The following is a 20,116-nucleotide window of genomic DNA, read 5'->3' on the forward strand; positions in this document are numbered from 1 at the left end:
GGTGACACGCCCGTTCCGATCGGGTGGACCCGCACGTCGGGGCGGCGACGCCGGGCACCTGTTGCTGGGCGGCGACGGCCCACGGCAGTACCGTGCCGGGTGACGGGGATCCCACCAACTGAAGGGGATGGAAACATTAACCCCATGAGAGCCCGGGTACTGGTGGTCGACGACGACCCCGCGCTCGCCGAGATGCTCGGCATCGTCCTGCGCAGCGAGGGATTCCTGCCCTCCTTCGTCGCCGACGGGGAGCGGGCGCTGGCGGCGTTCCGCGAGAACCGCCCCGACATCGTCCTGCTCGACCTCATGCTCCCCGGCATGAGCGGCATCGACGTGGCGCGGTCGATCCGGGCCGAGTCGGGCGTGCCGATCGTCATGCTGACCGCCAAGAGCGACACCGTCGACGTGGTGCTCGGCCTGGAGTCCGGCGCCGACGACTACGTGGTCAAGCCGTTCAAGCCCAAGGAGCTGGTCGCCCGGATGCGGGCGCGGCTGCGCCGGGGCGAGGACGTCGCCCCGGAGATGCTGACCATCGGGCCGCCCGGCAACCAGATCACCATCGACGTGCCGGCGCACACCGTCAGCCGCAACGGCGAGGAGGTGAAGCTGACGCCGCTGGAGTTCGACCTGCTGGTCGCGCTCGCCCGCAAGCCGCGCCAGGTCTTCACCCGCGAGGTGCTGCTGGAGCAGGTCTGGGGCTACCGGCACGCGGCGGACACGCGGCTGGTAAACGTGCACGTGCAGCGGCTGCGGGCCAAGATCGAACCGGATCCGGAGCGGCCGGAAATCATCCTCACCGTGCGGGGCGTGGGCTACAAGGCGGGCACCGGATAGCCTGGTCACACTGTGGCCACCTCCCCGATTCCGGACCCCCCGACGGCAGCTCCGCGCCGGCGTGTCGCCGCGCGGGAGCTGTGGCGTGGCGTGAGCGGCCGGGCCGCGCGCCTGGTCGCCGGGCTGCACCAGAGCTGGCGCCGGTCGCTCCAGCTGCGGGTGGTGACCATCACACTGGTCGCGTCGAGCCTGCTGGTGGGCGGTTTCGCCTACCTGATCGCCGACAAGATCACCGGCATCCTGGTGGAGAACGTCGAGACCGACGTGCGGATACGGCTGGGCAGCGGCGCGGACTACGCGGCGAAGCAGTTCGGCCTCTACAACCAGCCGCAGGAGGGGCAGCTCCAGGAGACCATCGACGGCACGGTCAACTACCTGGCCGGCGGTGACCCGCAGCAGACCACCGGCGTCATCGTGGCGCTCACCGCCGACAACCACACCGGGGCCATCCAGCCCCGGTCCTCGCCCGCGGTCAACGTGCGCCCGCTGATCAGCCGGGAGCTGCGCGAGACCGTCGCCGGGGGCAAGGTCGCCAGCCAGATCCGCACCGGGCGCCTCGGCGAGGAGCGCACGAAGTACCTGGTCTACGGCTCGCCGGTGCCCACCCGGTTCGGCCAGGTGGAGCTCTACTACCTCGTGCCGCTGGCCCGGCAGGACAAAACGGCCGCCGACGTACGGGGCACCGTGGCCGCCACCGGAGCGGCCCTGGTGCTCCTGCTCGCCCTGCTCGCCGGCCTGGTCACCCGGCTGGTGGTGACCCCGGTACGGGTGGCCGCCCGCACGGCCCAGCGGCTCTCCGCCGGCCTGCTCGACCAGCGGATGGTGGTCAACGGCGAGGACGACCTCGCCCTGCTGGCGGCGTCGTTCAACCAGATGGCGACCAACCTGCAACGGCAGATCCTGCGGCTGGAGGAGATGTCCCGGCTGCAACGCCGCTTCACCTCCGACGTCTCGCACGAGCTGCGCACGCCGCTGACCACGGTCCGGATGGCCGCCGACCTGATCTTCGCGGAGCGCGACGAGTTCGACCCGGCGGTGGCCCGCAGCGCCGAGCTGCTCCAGGCCGAGCTGGACAGGTTCGAGGAGCTGCTCACCGACCTGCTGGAGATCAGCCGCTTCGACGCCGGCTTCGCCATGCTCGACTCGGAGCCGACCGACCTGGTGCCGGTCGTGCACCGGGTGGCCGACCGGCTGGCCGGCCTCGCCGAGCGCGTCGGGGTGGCCATCGAGCTGGACGTCCCCGGCACCCCGGTGATCGCCGAGGTGGACCCCCGGCGGGTGGAGCGGGTGCTGCGCAACCTGGTCGGCAACGCCGTCGAGCACGGCGAGGCCAAGCCGGTGCTGATCACGCTCGGGGTGGACGACACGGCGGTGGCGATCACCGTCCGCGACCACGGGGTGGGCCTCAAGCCGGGTGAGGAGAAGCTGGTGTTCAACCGCTTCTGGCGGGCCGACCCGTCCCGGGCCCGGCAGACCGGCGGCACCGGGCTCGGCCTGTCGATCAGCCTGGAGGACGCCCGGCTGCACGGCGGCTGGCTGGAGGCGTGGGGCGCGCCCGGGCAGGGCGCCCAGTTCCGGCTCACCCTGCCGTCGCGCGCCGGCGACCGGCTGACCACCTCGCCGCTGCGGCTGGTCCCGGCCGACGCCACGCTGCCCTTCGGCGGGCCCCGGGCGGGCGGGCTGCTGGCCATCGGCCCCGGCACCGGGGGCGCGCTCGCGATCGGCCCCGGCACCGACGGCGCGCTGGCCGTCGGTCTGCGGCGGCCGGGCAACGGGGGGCACGCGGAGGTGGGGTCGTGAGGCGTCGGCTGCTCGCCGGCCTGCTCGGCGGAGCGCTGCTGCTGGGCGGCGTGGCCGCCTGCGGCATCCCGGAGAACACCGAGGTCCGGGTGGACGGGCCGGGGCCGGCGGCGGAGGGCGCCTCGACCAGCGGCAGCCGGGGTGAGCCCCCGAGCCGGAGCGCCGGCGGCACCGACGCCGAGCAGTTCGTCGAGAACTTCCTCTCCGCGGCGGCCGGCGAGCCGGACCGGGCCTACCAGCGGGTCCGGCAGTTCATCACCCCGGCCGACCGCGAACGCCTCCAGACCAAGCAGGGCAGCGAGGTCGCGCTGGCCGTCGTCCGGCTCACCGAGGAGCCGGTGATCGTGTACGCGCCGGACCGGACCGAGGTCACCCTCAAGGTGCAGCAGGTCGGGCAGCTGCGCACCGACGGCACGCTGGGCCCGCCGGAGACGAGCACCACGACCTACACGTTCGAGCTGCGCAGCCAGGCCGGGCAGGAGGGCCTGGCCGACGGGGGCCTGTACGTGGCGAACCCGCCGACCGCGCTGCTGCTCAGCGTCGAGGCGCTGGAGACGTACTACCAGAGCCGGACGATCTACTTCTGGAACAACGACCGCAGCCGTCTCGTCCCCGACCAGCGCTACCTGCCGCTCGCGGTGCCGGACGAGCGGCGGGTGAGCGAGGTGGTCAAGTGGCTGACGGCCGGCCCCTCGGCCTGGCTCGGCACGGGGGTGAGCAAGCTGCCGGACGGCACCCGCCTGATCAACAACGCCACCCGGACGGACGGCCGCTGGGAGGTCGACCTGGAGATGCCGGAGGACAAGACCCGGCTGGAGCAGCTCGGCACGCAGCTCGCCTGGTCGCTGTCCGACCTCGACGGGCCGCTCGACATCAAGATCCGCAACCAGTCCCAGGAGTTCATCCCGGACCTGGAGCGGCGCCGCCTGGAGCGCCCGGTGCACCAGCTCACGGAGAGCTTCCAGCGGTTCTGCGTCTACGAGGGCGCCGTCCACCCGCTGGCCTACGCCGGCGAGCCCAGCGGCCCGGTGCCCGTGGACGCCAAGGCCAACCGGAACGTCGTGTCCGCCGGGCTCAGCCGCGCCGACAACCAGATCCTGGCGGCGCTGGTGGTCTCCGACGCCGGCCGGCAGTGGCTCTCCGTCGGCACCGGCACCGATCCGGTGGCCGTGTTCCGCCGCAGCGCCAAGGGCTACGCCGCCATGAGCCGGCCCGTCTGGCTGCGCTCGACGTACCGGGGGCAGCCGGCCGGGCTGGTCGTCGCCGACGGCAGCCTCTACCGCTTCGACGCCCAGGCGCAGCTCACCGCCGTGTCGCTGGGCGTATCGGGCCCGGTGACCGCGGTGGCGGCCTCGCTGGACGGCCACCGGATCGCCGTCATCGCCGGGGGCGCGCTCTACGTCGCCGCCCTCAGCCCCGACGGCGCGGGGGTCACCCCCGGCCCGGCCCGTCGGCTGCACACCCGGCTGACCAGCCTGTCGGCCGTCGACTGGTACGGCGAGAACGCCCTGGTCCTCGCGGGCGCGGTCGGCCGCCCGGCGGTCTACGAGGTAAGCGTGGACGGCGCGCGGGAGAGCCGGCTGGAGGACAAGATCGGCGCCCGGGTGACGCACCTGGCCGCGTACCCGGCGAACGCCGTGGGGCGCGTCGGCGCCGCGATGTACGAGGCGAACGGGGTGGCGTACCGCAGCGGCCCGTTCGAGCGGATCCAGCCCGAGCAGGTGCAGGAGGTCGCGCCGCCCTCGGCCGGGGCGCGCGCCGGCAACCCGACCGCCCCCTTCTTCCTCTACTGATCTCCGTGCGGGATCTCGGCGGGCTCTGGGCGGACCTCACGGACCTGGTGCTGCCCGTGGAGTGCGCCGGTTGCCGCGAGCGCCGGCCGGGGCTCCGGCACGGCGTGTGCCCGGAGTGCGTGGCGGCGCTCGGCGCGCTGCGCCCCCGGGCCGTACGACCCACTCCCGCCCCGCCCGACCTGCCGCCCTGCGTCGCCCTCGGCCCGTACGCGGGACCGCTGCGGGAGGCGCTGCTGGCGTACAAGGACCACGGCCGGCACGGGCTGGCCCGGCCGCTGGGGGCGCTGCTCGCCGAGGTCGTGGCGGCGGCGGTGGGCGGGGTACGTCCGGTGATGCTGGTGCCGGTGCCGGACACTGCGGCGGCGGCCCGTGCCCGGTACGGCGACCACCTCGGCCGGCTGACCCGGCACTGCGCGGACCGGCTGCGCCGGGCGGGCTGGCCGGTGCGGGTGCGGCGGCCCCTGCGGGCCCTGCCCCGCCCCGACTCGGTGACGCTGGACAGCGCCGGCAGGGCGGCGGCGGCCGAGGCGGCCTTCCGGGTCCGCCCGCGGGTCCCGTCCGCGCCCGACGGGGCGGCGGTGGTGGTGCTCGACGACATCCTGACCACCGGGTCCACCCTTGCGGCGGTGGGGCGGGCGCTGACCGCGAGCGGACTGTCACCGACGGTCGCCGCGGTGCTCGCCGCGACCGAGCGACGGCGCACTTTGTGACGGTGCGTGTTTCCGTTTCACCCGTTGGTGTATGAGCTGCGAAAAATTGTTGGCTGTCCCGGCGACCGGGGGTGACTGTCGGGCGAACAGGAGTTAGCGTTTTCGTGTCGGGGGTAGGAGGTGTTTCCATCCGCCCCCGGTGGTGAAAGGAGGCGTAGCCGCACTGACCGGTCGACGCCGAGTGGGGCCTCCCCCAGGGCGTGCGACCGGATGCCGGAACGAACGACCGTCCGAACTAGGGAGGTCACATGGACATCGTGGTCAAGGGCCGTAACGTCGAAGTGCCGGATCATTACCGGGTGCACGTGGCGGAGAAACTCGCAAAGATCGAACGCTACGACCATAAACTTATTCGCGTCGATGTGGAGCTGTTCCACGAGCGCAATCCGCGCCAGGCCGACCACTGCCAGCGCGTCGAAATCACCTGCGTTTCCCGTGGCCCGGTGATCCGGGCGGAGGCTTGCACGAACGACTTCTACAGCGCGCTCGACGCGGCCATCGCCAAGCTGGACACCCGGTTGCGCCGGGCGGCCGACCGCCGTCGCGTCCACCGGGGCCGGCACGCGCCGCTCTCCGTCGCCGCCGCCACCGCCGGCCTGCCGGTCGCCGGTCTCGACGGGCCGCTGGGTGCGTCCCCCGAGGGCTCCGCCACGGCCACCGCCGTGGCCGACCGGGTCGAGGAGGAGCACGACCAGCCCTGGCACATCGCGCGGGAGAAGGTGCACCCCGCCGAGCCGATGACCGTCGACGAAGCCCTGTTCCAGATGGAACTCGTCGGCCACGACTTCTACCTGTTCCAGGACAAGGAGTCCGGCCGCCCGAGCGTCGTCTACCGGCGGCACGCCTACGACTACGGAATCATCTCCCTCGACGCCTGATCGGCACGTGCCGTGGTGGCGGCCCACTCCGCCACCACGGCCGAGGGCCGGCCCGCCCGCCGTGTCGGCGCTCGACACCGGCGCCCGGCGCGACTCCCCGGGCGCGGCCGGTCAGCGCAGATCGTCGGGGAGCAGCCCGAAGAGCAGGTCGTCGATGCGGCTGCCGGCCAGTCCCGGCAGCCGTCCGAGCAGCAGGCCCTCCCGGCGGAATCCCACCCGCTCCAGCACCCCGTGCGAGGCGGTGTTGTCGGGCACGGTGCCGGCGACCAGCCGGGCGATCCCGGCCGGACCGAACGCCCAGCCGGCCAGGAGCCGCACCGCCCTGGTGGCCAGCCCGCGTCCCCGCTGGTCGGGCAGAAGCGCGTAGCCGACCGAGCCCTCGCCGGCCGCCGGGTCGGAGAGGCTGAGCCCGCAACTGCCCGCCGGCTCGCCGGTGACCGCGTCGACGATCAGCAGCCGGGCGATGGTGCCGGTGAGCCATGCGCTCTCGGCCAGCAGGCAGCGCCGCTCGACGGCCGCCCGGGTCGGCGGCACCGGCGGGGCCTGGTTCGCCACCACCTCCGGCCGCGTGTGCAGGCGGTACATCACGTCGACGTCGTCCGGGCCGAGCCGGCGCAGGGTCACCACGCCGTCGGTGAGCCGGCCGTCGGGCAGGTCCGGCAGGAGCCGGGGGGCAGGACCGGGCGGGTCGTCGGCGAGGCGTACCCACGCGAGCAGGTCCGTCCGTCCGCCGCCGCGTAGCTGGCCGGCCGACCGGCGTACCCCCTCGTGGGTGAAGCCGGCGGCGAGCGCCACCCGCTGGCTGGCCGGATTCTCGGCGTGGGTCATCAGCTCCAGCCGGTGGAGACCGTGCCGGAGCGCGGAGTCGGCCAGGGCCCGCGTCGCGGCGCTGGCGATCCCGCGCCGCCGCGCCCATGGCGCGACCCAGTAGCCCACCTCCGCCTGCCGGCGCGGCGGCACGACCTGGCCGATGCCCGCGCCGCCGACCAGCCGGTCGGTGGTCCGGTCGGCGATGGCGTACGCGGCCCCGCCGGTGGCCCAGGCCGCCGGGGCGCCCTCGGTGATCCACCAGCGGGCGTCGGCCTCGGTGTACGGCTGCGGCATGCCGGGGTTGAACCGCAGGTTGACCGGGTCGCCGCAGCCGGCGGCCAGGTCGGCGACGTCGTCCGGGCGGAACTGCCGCAGCCGCACCCCGTGGGCCTCGATCACCTCGGGCGTCACGTCAGGTCCCCGGCGAGCAGTGCGCCGACCCAGGCGTCCACCCGCGCGCCCCGGTGGGTGAGCCCGCCCCGGGCGGTGCCCTCGACCGTGAAGCCGGCCTTCTCGGCGACCCGGCGGGAGGCGGTGTTGCCGACGTTGGCCTTCCACTCGATCCGGGCCAGGCCCAGGGTGGTGAAGCCCCAGGCGCTGAGCGCGGTCAGCGCGGCCGGCATGAAGCCGCGGCCCCGGGCGTGCGGCGCGGTCATGAAGCCGACGTCGGCGAGCAGCGGGTCGGCGGGGGAGAGCCGCAGGTCGATCGTGCCGACGTACCGGTCCTCGGCGTCGGCGACCACGAAGCAGGCGCTGGTGCCGCCGGCCCAGGTGCCCCGGCCGAAGTGCAGGTACGACTCGGCGTCCGCCCGCTCGTACGGGTCGGGCACGGTGGTCCACCGGATGCTCTCCGGGTCGCGGCAGGTGTCGACGACCGCGTCCAGGTCGCGCTCCTCCATGGGGCGCAGCCGCAGCTCGGTGGGGCCGGCGGTGGCGAAGACGACGGGCTGGGGTCGGCCGAAGACGGCGGCCCGGCGGGCGTCCAGGGTGCCCGGCCCGGCCGGACCGGGCTCCCCGAGGGCGGGCACCTCGCCGGGGAGCAGGGAGCCGATCCAGCCTTCCGCGCTGCCGCCGGGGGCGGGGTCGGCGAGGCGCAGCCGGCCCTCGACGCGGAAGCCCGCCCGGAGCGCGACCAGGCGGGAGGCGTGGTTGCCGACCTCGGCCTGCCAGATCACCCGACGCAGCTCCAGCGCGTCGAAGGCCCAGCGGGCGACGGCCCTGGCGGCCCGGACGGTGACGCCCGCGCCCCGGGCCCAGGGCGCGGCCCAGTAGCCGATCTCGCCGGAGCGCAGGCCGGTGTCGATCGAGACGAGCCCGCAGGAGGCGAGCAGCTCGCCGGTGGCGGCGTCGCAGACCGCGAACGGCGCCCCGGTGCCCTTCGCCCAGTCGGCCGGGGCCACCTCGGTGACGAATGTGTGGGCGTGTTCGGGCAGGTACGGGCGCGGTACGGTGGTCCAGCGCTGGATGTCCGGATCCTGGCAGGCCCGGTGCACCGCGCCGGCGTCGGTCGCCCGCCAGGGTCGCAGCAACAGGCCGTCTTCGGTGATCTCCACAGGCTCCACCCGAGCCATCGTGCCGGAACGTTCGCGGACGGCGTAACCGGATTACGGCGGGACGGCGCGAGTCGGGCGCGTTATGTCGGTTTCGCCGTCACCGAGGGCCGCCACCAGTGACCATCGCGCCGATGAAGCGCCTACGATGGGTCGAGACTGTCTAGGGGAGCGTTGATCCGTGTCGATTCTGGAAAAGGTCCTCCGCGCGGGCGAGGGCCGTATGGTGCGCCGGCTCAAGGCCATCGCCGCCGCCGTCAACTCGATCGAGGACGACTACGTCAACCTCACCGACGAAGAGTTGCGCGGCATGACCGACCAGTTCAAGGAGCGGCTCGCCGACGGCGAGACCCTCGACGACCTGCTGCCGGAGGCGTTCGCGGTCTGCCGTGAGGCGGCCGCCCGGGTGCTCGGCCAGCGGCCCTACGACGTCCAGGTCATGGGCGGCGCGGCGCTGCACTTCGGCAACATCGCCGAGATGAAGACCGGTGAGGGCAAGACCCTGACCTCGGTCATGCCGGTCTACCTCAACGCGCTCTCCGGCAAGGGCGTGCACGTCATCACGGTCAACGACTACCTGGCCCAGCGGGACGCCGCCTGGATGGGCCAGGTGCACGAGTTCCTCGGCCTCACCGTCGGCGTGGTGCTGCCCAACCGGCCGGCCACCGAGCACCGGGCCGCCTACGAGTGCGACATCACCTACGGCACCAACAACGAGTTCGGCTTCGACTACCTGCGCGACAACATGGCGTGGTCGAAGGAGGAGCTGGTCCAGCGCGGCCACAACTTCGCGGTGGTCGACGAGGTCGACTCGATCCTCATCGACGAGGCCCGCACCCCGCTGATCATCTCCGGCCCGGCCGAGCACTCCGCCCGCTGGTACGGCGAGTTCGCGGGCGTCGTGGCCCGGCTCCAGGCCGGCAAGGACGGCGAGGGCGACTACGAGGTCGACCACTCCAAGCGCACCATCGCCGTCACCGAGCGCGGCGTGGCCAAGGTCGAGGACCGGCTGGGTATCGACAACCTCTACGAGTCGGTCAACACCCCGCTGGTGGGCTACCTCAACAACGCCATCAAGGCCAAGGAGCTCTACAAGCGCGACAAGGACTACATCGTCAGCGACGGCGAGGTCCTGATCGTCGACGAGTTCACCGGGCGCATCCTGCACGGCCGCCGCTACAACGAGGGCATGCACCAGGCGATCGAGGCCAAGGAGGGGGTGGAGATCAAGCAGGAGAACCAGACCCTGGCCACCATCACCCTCCAGAACTACTTCCGCCTCTACGAGAAGCTCTCCGGCATGACCGGTACCGCCCAGACCGAGGCGGGCGAGTTCAACAAGGTCTACAAGGTCGGTGTGGTGACGATCCCGACCCACCGGCCGATGGTCCGCCAGGACCGGCCGGACGTGATCTACAAGACCGAGAAGGCCAAGTTCAACGCCGTGGTGGAGGACATCGCCGAGCGGCACGCGATGGGTCAGCCGGTGCTCGTCGGCACCGTCTCGGTGGAGAATTCCGAGATCATCTCCCAGCTGCTGCGCCGGCGCGGCATTCCGCACTCCGTGCTGAACGCCAAGTTCCACGCCCGGGAGGCCGAGATCGTCGCCCAGGCCGGCCGCAAGGGCGCCGTCACCGTCGCCACCAACATGGCCGGTCGTGGCACCGACATCCTGCTCGGCGGCAACGCCGAGTTCCTCGCCGCCAACGAGCTGCGCCAGCGCGGCCTCGACCCGGTCGAGCAGGAGGAGGAGTACGCCAAGGCGATGGAGGAGGTCCTGCCCCAGTGGAAGCAGGCCTGCGACGCCGAGGCGGAGGAGGTCGCCGCCGCCGGTGGGCTCTACGTGCTGGGCACCGAGCGGCACGAGTCCCGGCGCATCGACAACCAGCTGCGCGGTCGGTCGGGCCGGCAGGGTGACCCGGGCGAGTCCCGCTTCTACCTCTCGCTCCAGGACGAGCTGATGAAGCGCTTCCGCTCCGGCGCCGTCGAGGCGGTCATGGAGCGCTTCAACATCCCGGAGGACGTGCCCATCGAGTCGAAGATGGTCACCAAGCAGATCAAGAGCGCGCAGGCCCAGATCGAGGGCCAGAACGCCGAGATCCGCAAGAACGTCCTCAAGTACGACGAGGTGATGAACAAGCAGCGCCAGGTGATCTACGCCGAGCGGCTGCGGGTGCTCAACGGCGAGGACCTCTCCGACCAGGTCCGCAACATGATCGACGACGTCGTCGGCGCGTACGTGCAGGGGGCCACCGCCGACGGCTACGCCGAGGACTGGGACCTGGAGCAGCTCTGGGCCAGCCTGAAGCAGCTCTACCCGGTAGGCATCACGATCGAGGAGATGGAGGAGGAGGCCGGCGGCTCGCGGGCCGGCATCGACGCGGACTTCCTGCTCTCCCGCCTCAAGGAGGACGCGCACGCCGCGTACGACCGGCGCGAGGAGCAGCTCGGCGAGGAGGGCACCCGCCAGCTGGAGCGGATGGTCCTGCTCCAGGTCATCGACCGCAAGTGGCGCGAGCACCTCTACGAGATGGACTACCTCCAGGAGGGCATCAGCCTGCGGGCGTACGCCCAGCGCGACCCGGTGGTGGAATACCAGCGCGAGGGCTTCGACATGTTCGCGACGATGATGGACGGCATCAAGGAGGAGACGGTCGGCTTCCTCTACAACCTCGAGGTCCAGGTCAACGAGCCGGAGCCCGAGGCCGAGGAGGTCCAGCTGCTCGACAAGCCGGTCGAGATCCGGGCCAAGGGCCTGGGCCGGGCCCCGCAGCAGCAGGGCCTGCAATACTCCGCGCCGACCATCGACGGCGAGGCCGGCGCCGGTGCGGTGGCCGTCGAGCACGCCGAGCAGCAGGCGCCCGCGCTGGGCGTCGGTCGTCCGGCACCGGCCGCCCCGGCCGCGCCGGGCACGACCGCCCCGGCGGCGCCGCAGCGGCCGGCGTCGGGTCTGCGCGGCCCGGGCGTCCCGGCCGGCAACAACCGGCGGGCGGCGTCGGGGCAGGCGGAGGCCGGCAACGGCCCGTCCCGCAACGCGCCGTGCCCGTGCGGGTCCGGCCGGAAGTACAAGCGCTGCCACGGCGCCCCCAACGGCGGCGCGTGACCGGCAGCTGAGCGGGCCCGCGCCCGCCGGAGCAGTCGAGCCGTGGTCCTCGTGGACCACGGCTCGCTTCCGTCTCGGCCACCGTCCGGGCGGCTGGCCACCCGGGCCGGGCACCTCGGCGAATGCCGGGTCGGCGCGCACCAGGTCCGCCCCGGGCTCGTGGGTGAGCACCATGCGCGGCCCGCGCCCCAGCGCGTCGTGGCCGGAGCCCGGTGGCTCAGAGCACCTGGAGGGCCGTGCAGAGCCAGCTGCCCCGGCGGTGCTCCAGGCGCAGCGCCATCGCCCAGGTGCGCCCGCCCGTGCCGGCGAGCACCGCGGCCACCTCGACGGCGGCGGTGCGCGGCTCACAGACCCGCAGCCGGAGCAGGCGTACGGCCGGGCGGGTCGACCGGCGGCGGGGCGGGCCGGAGCGGGCGGTGGCGCGGGCCAGCTCGGGCAGCAGCCCGGCCGCCCGCGCCGGGTCGAGCAGCGGCCTGAGCTGCCCGGGCGAGCGGTAGCCGTTGAGCACCTCCAGGCAGGTGCGGACGAACCGGTGCGCGGCCCGGGTCGCCTCGGGGGTGGCGGTCACCAGCGCGTCCAGTGGCAGCGGGGCGGCGGGCCGACGGCCGGGGCCGGTCGGGACCGGCCGCTGTCGTCGGCCGGGCGGCCGGTCGGCCTCGCGCCGGGACGGCTCGAACAGGTCGAGGACGAGCTGGGCGTGACCCGGGGCCGGCCAGTGGGCGGCGTCGTCGTCGGTGAACGGCGGCTCGAACGAGGGGGCGGGGCGCAGCCGCACGGGAGGGCGTGCCGGCCCGGGTCGGCGGTGATCGGTCATCCGGTAACCTCCCACGATCTTGCGTTTGCCTTCGTTTGCCTTCGACAGTTTCCATCTTCGGGCACGCCAGAGCCTACGGTCAATGGCCCTTCGGATCGGTCCGGTTACTCCGGGTCGCGGTCGGCCAGCGGATTGCTCCGCACCCAGTCGGCGGTCTCGGCGTACTTGCGCTCGATGTACTCCTCCAGGCGGGCGCGTTCCACCCGCCACTGGCCGCGTCCGCCGATCTTGATCGCGGGCAGCTCGCCGCTGCGCACCATGTGGTAGACCTGCGAGTCCGACACGTTCAGCTCGGTGGCCACGTCGGAGAGCAGCAGGAACCTCGGCTCCACGGAAACCCCCGGGGTTGGCGTCGTTTGCTTCAGTTTGCCATCGACGGCCGACATGGCCCAGCCACCCGGGTGCGACCTGCGCCGAGCCGCCCCGGGACACACCGGTGAGACGCTTCCACCGCAGAAGGTGCGCGGTGTATGACGGTCACGGGGATAGGGCATGATCGGCCGGGGCCGGCGGAAGCCGGCGCAGGGACCTGAGCGGGGGAGACGACCGGTGACCGAGGAGCTTGTCCGGGTGTACGTGCCGGCGACCGTCCCGATGCTGACCCTCCTGCGCGGCGCCGGGCTGCCGGTGGCCGCCGCGCACGCGGTGACCCCCACCCTGCGGGAGTGGTACGCCGAGGGCGACGAGGAGGAGTTGGAGTACGTCGCCTTCACCCGGGCCGCGCAGGACGCGTTGCAGCTGCTCCGGGCCGACCCCGACGCGCCCCGCCGCCGGATCGTCGTCTCGGTCGACCTGCCCGCCTCGGCCGTGGGCCGGGGCGACGGGGAGTTGGGCTCCAGCGCGGTCGAGCTGAGTGCCCCCGTGCCGGTGGGCGCCGTGGCGGCCGTCCACGTGGACGGCGCCGACGCGGTCGAGGACGTCTCCGCTGCGGCGGAGGCGGTCACCGAGGCCCTGGCCGGCGACCCGGACGCGCAGTTCACGGTCGACGGCGCCGAGGACCACGAGCTGGAGTGGTACGACGTCACCGAGCTGGACCTGCTGCTCCGCGCCACCTCCTGACCTCCCGCGCGCCGCCTGCGGGCGGGAGGTCGGGGCGGGACGGGTGCCGCCAGGTCAGCGGGTGGGGGCGGCCTCGACCGGCTCGTCGTCGTCGGCGTGGGCCGGCCCGAGGGTGCGGCCGAAGGCGATCATCGCGGTCAGGGCGCCGACGAAGAGCACCCAGATGGCGTTGTCGATCCGGGAGGTGCCCAGCGAGGTCTGGGCCACCGCGTCCGCCTCGCTCAGCGCCCCGGCCAGGTCGAGCAGGGACCGCCCGCCGACCCGGATGATCACCTCGGCGACGATCAGGAGCAGGCCCGGGCCGGCGCCGGCCAGCAGGTAGGCGGGCCAGCGGGGCGCGGGCGCCGCCGCGTCGAGCCGGGCGGCCCGGCGGCGGGCCAGGGTCAGGTACCCGAAGGCCAGCAGCCCGGCCACCAGGCCGGCGAGCAGGGACTCGGTGCGGGACACCCACTTGGCCGCGCTCAGCAGCGACTCCTGGCCGTCGCCGCCGCCGAACAGGTCGAAGAGCGGGTCGCGGGCCCGGCTGAAGGCCACCACGAAGATCAGCGTGCCGAGGGCGGCGGCCACCACGGCCCCGACCACGGACCCGCTCCGCGCGCCGGCGACGGCCCCGCCGACGGTCGCGGCCGCGGCGGTGGTGGCGGCGATCACGTTGGTGGTCGCGTTGTCGGCGTACGTCAGGTTGATCGCGAACGCGGCGGCGAGCCCGACGAGCAGGCCGGTGCCGATCGCCGCCACGAAGCGCAGGGTGACCCGCTCGCTGCCCCGGCGGGCGAGCAGGTCGACCCCGAAGAGGGCGAAGCCGGCGCCGGCGACCAGCGCCGCCGAGATCACCCCCGGCAGGGCGAACGCGGAGAGGCTGATGGCGGTGAGCCCGGCCGCCGCGGAGCTGATCACCTCGCGGGTCGACCAGAGCATCGCGGCCAGCCACCCGAGCGCCAGGAGCGCCAGCACCGGCGCACCGGGCGCGAGCGGCAGCGCCGTCCCGCCCCGCGGGTCGACGGAGGGGCCGGCCCCGGTCGCGTCGGTCTCGTCCGCCGGTGCGGCGCCGGTGGCGTCCTGCGCTTCGGCGGCGGTGTCCCCGGCGGCGTCCTGCGCTTCGGCGGCGGTTTCCCCGACGGCGTCCGTCGTCTCGGGAACGGCGTCGCCGGCCGGCGCCGACCGGTCCGACTCCGCGGCTGCGGAGCTGCCGGGCTGCTTGGTCATCGTGTTCCCTCCGACGGACGCCCGGCCCCGGTGGGCCGGCAGTTCACCGGCCACCCAGCGTACGCGTCCACCACGCCCGTCCCCGTCGCCCGCCCCGCGCGGGGTGGAAGGGCCGGGGGCGGGGCGTGGAAGAATCGGGGAGAGGTCCCGCTGCCGTGACCGGTCAACCCGGCACGGCGTCGGCGCCGGTCACCCGGCCGGTGCCCGCGGGTCCGGTTTCGCCACCGCTGTCGAGATCGCCAGGAGCCTTGATGGACGCTGTGTTCTCCGTACCCGAGCCGCGCAACGAGCCGGTCCGCAACTACGAGCCGGGCGGTGCCGACCGGGAACGGCTCCAGCGGCGGCTGACCGAGCTGGCCGCCGAGCGGATCGACCTGCCGATGACCATCGCCGGTGAGCAGCGGATGGCCGGTGGCGAGTCGATCGACGTCGTGCAGCCGCACAAGCACGCGCACGTGCTCGGCGTCACCGCACACGCCACCCACGACGACGCCCGCGCCGCCGTGAAGGCCGCCAAGGACGCCGCCGGGATGTGGCGGGCCCTGCCGTTCGAGGAGCGGGCCGCGATCTTCCTGCGCGCCGCCGAGCTGCTCGCCGGCCCGTGGCGCGACACGCTGAACGCGGCCACCATGCTCGGCCAGTCGAAGACCGTCATCCAGGCCGAGATCGACGCGGCCTGCGAGTTCATCGACTTCCTCCGGTTCAACGTGCACTTCGCCCGAGAGCTGCTCGAGGCGCAGCCGATGTCGTCGCCGGGGGTGTGGAACCGCTTCGACCACCGCCCGCTGGAGGGCTTCGTCTACGCGGTCACCCCGTTCAACTTCACCGCCATCGCCGGCAACCTGCCCTCGGCGCCGGCCCTGCTGGGCAACACCGTGGTCTGGAAGCCGGGCCCGACCCAGCAGTTCGCCGCGCACTTCACCATGCGGCTGTTCGAGGCGGCCGGCCTGCCCCCCGGCGTGATCAACATGGTCACCGGGCGCGGCGAGGAGGTCTCCGACGTGGTGCTCGCCGACCCGGACCTGGCCGGCATCCACTTCACCGGCTCCACGAAGGTCTTCCAGCACCTGTGGCGGACCGTCGGCGAGAACATCTCCCGCTACCGGGGCTACCCCCGACTGGTCGGCGAGACCGGCGGCAAGGACTTCGTCGTCGCGCACACCAGCGCCGACGTCGACGCCCTGCACACCGCCCTGATCCGCGGCGCCTTCGAGTACCAGGGCCAGAAGTGCTCGGCGGCGTCCCGGGCGTACGTCCCGCGGTCGCTGTGGGAGGGCGGGCTGCGCGACCGGCTGGCCGCCACCGCGGAGTCCCTCACCTACGGCGACGTCACCGACTTCGGCAACTTCGGCGGCGCCGTGATCGACGCCAAGGCGTTCGACCGGCACCGCGCCGCGCTGGAGCTGATCTCCGGCGACGACGCCTGCCGGGTCCTCGCCGGCGGCACCGCCGACGACTCCGTCGGCTTCTTCGTCCGGCCCACGCTGTTCGAGTGCACCGACGCGGCGCACGAGACGTTCACCACCGAGTACTTCGGGCCGATCCTCGGCGTGCACGTCTTCGACGACGGCCGCTTCGACGACGTGGTCGACCAGGCCGAGTCGATCGCGCCGTACGCCCTGACCGGGTCGATCTTCGCGACGGACCGCCGGGTGGTCGACGCGGTCGCCGAGAAGATGCGGTACGCCGCCGGCAACTTCTACATCAACGACAAGCCGACCGGCGCGGTGGTCGGGCAGCAGCCCTTCGGCGGCGCCCGGGCCAGCGGCACCAACGACAAGGCCGGCTCCTGGCACAACCTCGTCCGGTGGATGTCGCCCCGGACGATCAAGGAGACCTTCGTCGCGCCGACCGACCACACCTACCCCCACATGGGCTGAGGCTGAGGTGTGAGGAAGGGCCCCTTCTCAACGCCTCGTGTTCAGGAAGGGGCCCTTCCTTGCCAGCGGGCGGGGGTGGGTCGACGGCGGTACGGTGGCCGCTGTGACCCACCCCACCCCCGCGCAGGATCCCCACTTCGGCGAGCAGGGTGGCCTGCTCACCTACACCGACTACCTGCGGCTGGCCGACCTGCTGGCCGCCCAGGTGCCGGAGTCCGACCCGGCCTCCCACGACGAGCTGCTCTTCATCACCATCCACCAGGTCTACGAGCTGTGGTTCAAGCTGCTGCTCTCCGAGCTGACCGACGCCCGGGACCGGATGCTGGACGGCGAGACCTACCTGCCCCGGGTCCGGCTGGAGCGCTGCCACGTGGTGGAACGGGTCCTGATCGGTCAGGTCGACGTGATCGACACCATGACCCCGCAGGACTTTTTGGCCTTCCGCACCAAGCTCGCCCCGGCCTCGGGCTTCCAGTCCGCCCAGTTCCGGGAGATCGAGTTCCTTTCCGGCCTCAAGGACCCCGACTACCTGCGCCGCTTCCGGGGGCTGCCCGACGCCGAGCGGGAGCGCCTGGAGCGGCGGCTGGCCGAGCCGAGCCTCTGGGACGGCTTCCTGGCCGTGCTCGGCCGGGCCGGCTTCGACGTCACCGAGGAGGAGTCGCGCTTCGCCGCGTACGCCACGATCGCCGGGGACCGGGAGCGGTTCGGGCCGCTGTGGGACCTCGCTGAGGCGCTGGTCGCCCACGACCAGGCGTTCTCGCTGTGGCGGGCCCGGCACGTGCTGATGGCCGAGCGGCAGATCGGCACGAAGCCCGGCACCGGGGGCTCGGCCGGCGGAGCCTATCTGCGCTCCCGGGTGGAGACCCGGTTCTACCCGGAGCTGTGGGAGCTGCGTAGCCGACTGTGACCGTCCCGCGCCTCCTCGCCGCACTGTCTCGCGCCGACAGTGCACATAGGAACCCGACCGGGTGGCGAAAATGCCAAATCCTGGACGCCGCGTCGGCAAAGTGGCAGCGTGAGGGGCATGGCGGATTCCGGAGTCAACCCCACGGCGGCGGCCCTGCTCGGGCTGCTCCACGAGGGCCCCATGACAGGTGGCCAGTTGATGGCCGCCGCCGAGCGCCGACTGGCGCCGTACTGGTCGATGACGCGTAGTCAGGTCTACCGGGAGCTGCCGGTGCTGGCCGAGCGGGGCCTGGTCCGGATGGGCAAGCCCGGACCGCGCTCCAGCCAGCCGTACGCGATCACCGCAGCGGGAAAACGGACATTCTCCCGCTGGCTGGCCGAGGAGCCGGGGCGGGACACCATCCGCAACCCGATCGCCCTGCGGATCGCCTTCGGCGAGCTGCACTCGGCCAGCCAGCTCAAGAACCTCCAGGCCGCGGCCAACGAATACCACACCGAGGCCCTGGCCAAGGTCCGGGAGCAGGTCAAGAACGCCAAGAAGGAGGGCGACGCGTACGACGCCAGCGCGCTGGAGTTCGCCGTCGCCTACCACAAGGCCGCCCTGTCCTGGCTGAAGAGCGCCCCGGTCGCCTGACCACCCCGCTGCGGGGCCCGCTGCTCGCGCGAACTGGACTTTTTGGCTCGTGACTGTGGGGCTCGCAGGCCCGCTCCTCGCACGAGCTGGGTCTTTTTGGCTCGTGACTGCGGGGCTCGCAAGCTCACTCCTCGCACGAGCAGTACCCTTGTCTGTCGTGACCGCTGCCGATTACGCCGAACAGCTCAAGGGCCTCGACGCCACCCTGCGCAACATCGAGGCGGTGCTCGACATCGACCGGCTGCGCGCGGACAAGGACCGCCTGGAGCAGGAGGCCTCCGCGCCCGACCTGTGGGACGACCAGGCGAAGGCCCAGCAGGTGACCTCCCAGTTGTCGTACGTCAACGGCGAGATCAGCAAGCTCGGCAGCCTCCGCTCCGGGCTCGACGACGCCAAGGTGCTGCTGGAGCTGGCCGAGGCGGAGTCCGACCCGGGGGTGCTCACCGAGGTCGAGGCGGAGATCGCCTCGCTGGGCAAGGCCATCGAGGAGATGGAGGTCCGCACCCTGCTCTCCGGCGAGTACGACTCCCGGGAGGCGCTGGTCGCCATCCGGGCCGGCGCCGGCGGCGTGGACGCGGCGGACTTCGCCGAGATGCTGCTGCGGATGTACCTGCGCTGGGCGGAGCGGCACGGCTACCCGACGGAGGTCTACGAGACCTCCTACGCCGAGGAGGCGGGCCTGAAGTCGGCCACCTTCACGGTCAAGGTGCCCTACGCGTACGGCACGCTCAGCGTCGAGTCGGGCACCCACCGGCTGGTGCGGATCAGCCCCTTCGACAACCAGGGGCGCCGGCAGACCAGCTTCGCCGGCGTCGAGGTGCTGCCGGTGGTCGAGCAGACCGACAGCATCGAGATCCCCGAGAACGAGGTGCGGGTGGACGTCTACCGCTCCTCCGGCCCGGGTGGGCAGAGCGTCAACACCACCGACTCGGCCGTGCGGCTCACGCACATCCCGACCGGCATCGTGGTCACCTGCCAGAACGAGAAGTCCCAGTTGCAGAACAAGGCGTCCGCGCTGCGGGTGCTGCAGGCCCGACTGCTGGAGCGCAAGCGCCAGGAGGAGCAGGCCAAGCTCCAGGGCCTCAAGACGGACGCCGCCGGCTCGTGGGGCGACCAGATGCGCTCGTACGTCCTGCACCCGTACCAGATGGTGAAGGACCTCCGGACGGAGCAGGAGACCGGGAACCCGACGGCGGTCTTCGACGGCGACCTGGACAAGTTCCTCGAGGCGGGCATCCGGTGGCGCAAGCAGCAGCAGCTCGCCGGCGACGCTGCGTGATCAACCATGGGCGGAGCGCGTCGTCGATCTTCCCGGTACGCCCGAATTGGATGACGCGACTCGCAACGGCGGGGCGTGGGGCTTGGCTCCTCGGTTACACCGCGTAGACTCACGACCCGTGATTCAGCTTGAGCAAGTGACGAAGACGTACCCGAAGGCGTCCCGGCCTTCGCTCGACAACGTGTCCGTCTCGATCGAGAAGGGCGAGTTCGTCTTCTTCATCGGTCCATCCGGCTCCGGCAAGTCCACCATCATCAAGCTGCTGCTGCACGAGGTCTCGCCCAACAAGGGCCGGGTCGTCGTCAACAGCAAGGACGTCACGTCGATGCGTTCCTGGAAGCGACCCCACTTCCGGCGTTCCATCGGCTGCGTGTTCCAGGACTTCCGGCTGCTGCCGAACCGCACCGCGTACGAGAACGTGGCGTTCGCCCTCGAGGTGATCGGCAAGACCAAGGCGGTCGCCCGCCGGGTCGTGCCCGAGGTTCTGGAGCTGGTCGGACTCGGTGGCAAGGAGCACCGCTACCCGCACGAGCTCTCCGGTGGTGAGCAGCAGCGGGTCGCCGTCGCCCGGGCGTTCGTGAACCGTCCGCTGATCCTGCTCGCGGACGAGCCGACCGGAAACCTGGACCCGGACACCTCGATCGAGATCATGCGCCTGCTGGACCGGATCAACCGCACCGGCACGACCGTCGTGATGGTCACGCACGACTCCAACATCGTGAACCAGATGCGCCGCCGGGTCATCGAGATCGAGAGCGGCCGCATCGTGCGCGACCAGGCCCGCGGCGTCTACGGCTGAGTCGACGCCACCCCTGCGCAGCCTGACGACGAACACCTCATGCCGGAGACCCGGAGGAAAT

Annotated in this window: 17 protein-coding genes; 12 read left to right on the plus strand and 5 right to left on the minus strand. The window is 72.9% G+C overall.

The features are described 5' to 3' along the window. The first annotated feature begins 144 nt into the window (after positions 1 to 144). The 5 genes from mtrA (at position 145) to hpf (ending at position 6,015) form a co-directional block, all read left to right on the plus strand. Complete coding sequence (gene mtrA / locus ACN27A_RS27000; RefSeq protein WP_089001893.1) at positions 145 to 834, plus strand: MtrAB system response regulator MtrA; 690 nt, start codon at positions 145 to 147, stop codon at positions 832 to 834. A gap of 12 nt (positions 835 to 846) precedes the next feature. After that, the gene (gene mtrB / locus ACN27A_RS27005) at positions 847 to 2,634 is read left to right on the plus strand and encodes an MtrAB system histidine kinase MtrB (RefSeq protein WP_421457356.1); all 1,788 of its coding nucleotides are present in this window, start codon (positions 847 to 849) and stop codon (positions 2,632 to 2,634) included. Next, entirely contained in the window at positions 2,631 to 4,427 is a 1,797-nt protein-coding gene (locus ACN27A_RS27010; protein WP_421457357.1) for an LpqB family beta-propeller domain-containing protein, read from the plus strand. The genes mtrB and ACN27A_RS27010 overlap by 4 nt, the downstream gene beginning before the upstream one ends. 5 nt (positions 4,428 to 4,432) lie before the next feature. Continuing rightward, a complete protein-coding gene (locus ACN27A_RS27015; protein WP_421457358.1) occupies positions 4,433 to 5,137 on the plus strand; it encodes a ComF family protein in 705 nt (234 codons plus the stop codon). A 248-nt stretch (positions 5,138 to 5,385) separates the two neighbouring features. Then, entirely contained in the window at positions 5,386 to 6,015 is a 630-nt protein-coding gene (gene hpf / locus ACN27A_RS27020) for a ribosome hibernation-promoting factor, HPF/YfiA family (RefSeq protein WP_101414266.1), read from the plus strand. Positions 6,016 to 6,126: 111 nt separating this feature from the next. On the opposite strand, the gene ACN27A_RS27025 is transcribed toward hpf, so the two are convergent. Then, the gene (locus ACN27A_RS27025) at positions 6,127 to 7,236 is read right to left on the minus strand and encodes a GNAT family N-acetyltransferase (RefSeq protein WP_421457359.1); all 1,110 of its coding nucleotides are present in this window, start codon (positions 7,234 to 7,236) and stop codon (positions 6,127 to 6,129) included. Further along, positions 7,233 to 8,396, minus strand: a complete 1,164-nt coding sequence (locus ACN27A_RS27030; RefSeq protein ID WP_421457360.1) for a GNAT family N-acetyltransferase — start codon at positions 8,394 to 8,396, stop codon at positions 7,233 to 7,235. Before ACN27A_RS27030 ends, ACN27A_RS27025 begins: the two co-directional genes overlap by 4 nt. 160 nt (positions 8,397 to 8,556) lie before the next feature. Here ACN27A_RS27030 and secA point away from each other — a divergent pair, with 160 nt between their 5' ends. Next, on the plus strand, positions 8,557 to 11,478 hold the full coding sequence (secA, locus tag ACN27A_RS27035; RefSeq protein WP_421457361.1) for a preprotein translocase subunit SecA: 2,922 nt from the start codon (positions 8,557 to 8,559) through the stop codon (positions 11,476 to 11,478). A gap of 217 nt (positions 11,479 to 11,695) precedes the next feature. On the opposite strand, the gene ACN27A_RS27040 is transcribed toward secA, so the two are convergent. Together ACN27A_RS27040 and ACN27A_RS27045 are read right to left on the minus strand one after the other, a co-directional pair. Further along, on the minus strand, positions 11,696 to 12,292 hold the full coding sequence (locus ACN27A_RS27040; RefSeq protein WP_421457362.1) for an Rv3235 family protein: 597 nt from the start codon (positions 12,290 to 12,292) through the stop codon (positions 11,696 to 11,698). A 104-nt stretch (positions 12,293 to 12,396) separates the two neighbouring features. Then, complete coding sequence (locus tag ACN27A_RS27045) at positions 12,397 to 12,624, minus strand: helix-turn-helix domain-containing protein (RefSeq protein WP_121396459.1); 228 nt, start codon at positions 12,622 to 12,624, stop codon at positions 12,397 to 12,399. 217 nt (positions 12,625 to 12,841) lie between these two features. Here ACN27A_RS27045 and ACN27A_RS27050 point away from each other — a divergent pair, with 217 nt between their 5' ends. After that, positions 12,842 to 13,351, plus strand: a complete 510-nt coding sequence (locus tag ACN27A_RS27050; RefSeq protein ID WP_132233598.1) for a DUF6912 family protein — start codon at positions 12,842 to 12,844, stop codon at positions 13,349 to 13,351. A 54-nt stretch (positions 13,352 to 13,405) separates the two neighbouring features. Here ACN27A_RS27050 and ACN27A_RS27055 read toward each other — a convergent pair whose 3' ends face one another. Then, the gene (locus ACN27A_RS27055) at positions 13,406 to 14,557 is read right to left on the minus strand and encodes a hypothetical protein (RefSeq protein WP_421457363.1); all 1,152 of its coding nucleotides are present in this window, start codon (positions 14,555 to 14,557) and stop codon (positions 13,406 to 13,408) included. 251 nt (positions 14,558 to 14,808) lie between these two features. Here ACN27A_RS27055 and pruA point away from each other — a divergent pair, with 251 nt between their 5' ends. From pruA to ftsE, 5 genes are all read left to right on the plus strand, one after another. After that, positions 14,809 to 16,437, plus strand: coding sequence for an L-glutamate gamma-semialdehyde dehydrogenase (gene pruA / locus ACN27A_RS27060; RefSeq protein ID WP_421457364.1), 1,629 nt, complete (start codon positions 14,809 to 14,811; stop codon positions 16,435 to 16,437). Between the two features lie 103 nt (positions 16,438 to 16,540). Then, positions 16,541 to 17,344, plus strand: a complete 804-nt coding sequence (locus ACN27A_RS27065; RefSeq protein ID WP_421457365.1) for a tryptophan 2,3-dioxygenase — start codon at positions 16,541 to 16,543, stop codon at positions 17,342 to 17,344. A 117-nt stretch (positions 17,345 to 17,461) separates the two neighbouring features. Next, the gene (locus ACN27A_RS27070; protein ID WP_357576468.1) at positions 17,462 to 17,977 is read left to right on the plus strand and encodes a PadR family transcriptional regulator; all 516 of its coding nucleotides are present in this window, start codon (positions 17,462 to 17,464) and stop codon (positions 17,975 to 17,977) included. Between the two features lie 157 nt (positions 17,978 to 18,134). After that, positions 18,135 to 19,256, plus strand: a complete 1,122-nt coding sequence (prfB, locus tag ACN27A_RS27075; protein ID WP_421457366.1) for a peptide chain release factor 2 — start codon at positions 18,135 to 18,137, stop codon at positions 19,254 to 19,256. A 118-nt stretch (positions 19,257 to 19,374) separates the two neighbouring features. Beyond that, positions 19,375 to 20,055 (plus strand): cell division ATP-binding protein FtsE, encoded by a 681-nt coding sequence (ftsE, locus tag ACN27A_RS27080; RefSeq protein WP_089001878.1) that lies wholly within the window; start codon positions 19,375 to 19,377, stop codon positions 20,053 to 20,055. Positions 20,056 to 20,116: the final 61 nt, after the last annotated feature.

It is taken from the genome of Micromonospora sp. WMMD737 (assembly GCF_049179055.1).
GTDB lineage: Bacteria > Actinomycetota > Actinomycetes > Mycobacteriales > Micromonosporaceae > Micromonospora > Micromonospora reichwaldensis.

Bases quoted from the DNA above. Each gene is read 5' to 3' on its own strand.
- mtrA (WP_089001893.1), top strand. From the start codon at position 145: ATGAGAGCCCGGGTACTGGTGGTCGACGACGACCCCGCGCTCGCCGAG.
- hpf (WP_101414266.1), top strand. From the start codon at position 5,386: ATGGACATCGTGGTCAAGGGCCGTAACGTCGAAGTGCCGGATCATTAC.
- ACN27A_RS27030 (WP_421457360.1), bottom strand. From the start codon at position 8,396: ATGGCTCGGGTGGAGCCTGTGGAGATCACCGAAGACGGCCTGTTGCTG.
- ACN27A_RS27040 (WP_421457362.1), bottom strand. From the start codon at position 12,292: ATGACCGATCACCGCCGACCCGGGCCGGCACGCCCTCCCGTGCGGCTG.
- ACN27A_RS27055 (WP_421457363.1), bottom strand. From the start codon at position 14,557: ATGACCAAGCAGCCCGGCAGCTCCGCAGCCGCGGAGTCGGACCGGTCG.
- pruA (WP_421457364.1), top strand. From the start codon at position 14,809: ATGGACGCTGTGTTCTCCGTACCCGAGCCGCGCAACGAGCCGGTCCGC.
- ACN27A_RS27070 (WP_357576468.1), top strand. From the start codon at position 17,462: ATGGCGGATTCCGGAGTCAACCCCACGGCGGCGGCCCTGCTCGGGCTG.